A 1,571-nucleotide genomic window follows, 5' to 3' on the forward strand; every position below is an offset into this window, starting at 1 on the left:
TGCCTGGTACATTGCAAACGCTGCATACCAACAATGGCTATGAGGAGAGCGGAAATTATTCATTATTGAAAGATATTAAAGCAGATTGCAATAATGATACTTTATTAATTAAAGCAACACCACAAGGTCCCATCTGCCACACCGGTGCCGATACCTGCTGGAATGAAAAAAACACAAATAATATTTTTTTACAGGAGCTGGAACAAATTATTATTTACAGAAAAAATAATCCTGCTGATACATCTTACACCAATTTGCAAAAGGCATAAATAAGATTGCACAAAAAGTTGGGGAGCAAGCGGTGGAACTGGTGATTGAGGCAAAAGATGATAACGCTGAATTATTTAAAGATGAAGCTGCTGATCTTTTATTTCATTATTTAATTTTACTGCAGGCAAAGGTTTTTTTGATGAATGATGTTATTGAAGTATTGAAGAAAAGACACAGTAGTACACAAATCCCATAACGGTATCGTCTTTTATAAAACACTTATTAGTGGGTATGCCTGCTGTCTGCCAAAAAAACTTCCAGCCTGTCGTTACTGCTGTTATTTTTTATCCATTCATTTACCATTTCGCTGTTAATAGGTTCGTAAATATCCAGCGGTAATTCTTTTTTTGGTACCAGCATTAAATAGTGCGGTTCCACATACTCGGCATGATGGTCCATGGTAAAACCCTGCACCTGTAAATACTTGTAGCCTTTTTGCTGTAAGCTGTTAATAGCTTCGGCAGTTAGTGGTTTGTGGTAGAGATAGTTGTTTTTAATTTCGTTTGTCATATAAATGGATGTTTACATAATAACAAAATGAGGTACATAAAGTTTATTTTTTAAAAAGAAATCTTTGTTAATGAATTTATTGGGAGAAATGATTTTAATTGAACAATACCCTGCTTACAAATGTTATTCATTTTAAAGTGTGGTTTAACAGCATTAGCCCAAAAATAAATGCAGATTGGAATAATGAGGATGGCAGTTATAATTTAAAGATATCACAACAGCAGGGTTTCACAGTTACAGGTTTTACATTAAAAATTAAATAGTGTAAAAGCCCCGCTGTGACAAAAGCTATTAATAAAATTTACAGAAAAATTTATTTAATCATTGGTAAATATTTGGCCCTGTTTTCTATTATTATCCAAAGATTGATTGCGAAAAGTACCAACGCTATTACAAGGCCCGATGGCGCATTTATAATATGCGTTAAAAGAATACCCACCATTACCGGAAAAATAATTATAGCTCCCAATGCCCTGTACTTATTGGTAATAACAAGTATGCCACCAATAATTTCGGCAACCGCAATAAGGGGCATCAGCCAGGTTATTTGCATAAACGCCTGCATTAAATTCATCAGGCTTTCGGGCATATCTTTCGGCATGGGCATATAATTAAAAATTTTATTTAATCCCGAATTAATAAACATTAATCCAAAAAGGAGGCTTACAACAAATAGGATTTTATTTTTCATAATTTTTTATTTTAAATGTACATTTTTTTCGTTTGATTGTTCTCGTTTTTTGTCGAATTTATTTTGACATGAAAATTAAATTAATTCACAACACATGCAT

Annotated in this window: 4 protein-coding genes; 2 read left to right on the forward strand and 2 right to left on the reverse strand. The window is 33.0% G+C overall.

Annotation, left to right across the window (positions count from 1 at the left end; translation table 11 throughout):
- Both ACY65O_RS00405 and ACY65O_RS00410 read left to right on the forward strand, forming a co-directional pair.
- Window positions 1-269: phosphoribosyl-AMP cyclohydrolase (locus ACY65O_RS00405; RefSeq protein WP_462218868.1), on the forward strand; the 269-nt coding region annotated here is incomplete at its 5' end.
- A 32-nt stretch (window positions 270-301) separates the two neighbouring features.
- Window positions 302-466, forward strand: coding sequence for a pyrophosphohydrolase domain-containing protein (locus tag ACY65O_RS00410; RefSeq protein WP_462218869.1), 165 nt, complete (start codon window positions 302-304; stop codon window positions 464-466).
- Between the two features lie 26 nt (window positions 467-492).
- Here ACY65O_RS00410 and ACY65O_RS00415 read toward each other — a convergent pair whose 3' ends face one another.
- Together ACY65O_RS00415 and ACY65O_RS00420 are read right to left on the reverse strand one after the other, a co-directional pair.
- The gene (locus ACY65O_RS00415) at window positions 493-780 is read right to left on the reverse strand and encodes a hypothetical protein (RefSeq protein ID WP_462218870.1); all 288 of its coding nucleotides are present in this window, start codon (window positions 778-780) and stop codon (window positions 493-495) included.
- Between the two features lie 313 nt (window positions 781-1,093).
- Complete coding sequence (locus ACY65O_RS00420; RefSeq protein ID WP_462218871.1) at window positions 1,094-1,471, reverse strand: DoxX family protein; 378 nt, start codon at window positions 1,469-1,471, stop codon at window positions 1,094-1,096.
- Window positions 1,472-1,571: the final 100 nt, after the last annotated feature.

The organism is Ferruginibacter sp., from assembly GCF_031430955.1.
GTDB lineage: Bacteria > Bacteroidota > Bacteroidia > Chitinophagales > Chitinophagaceae > Ferruginibacter.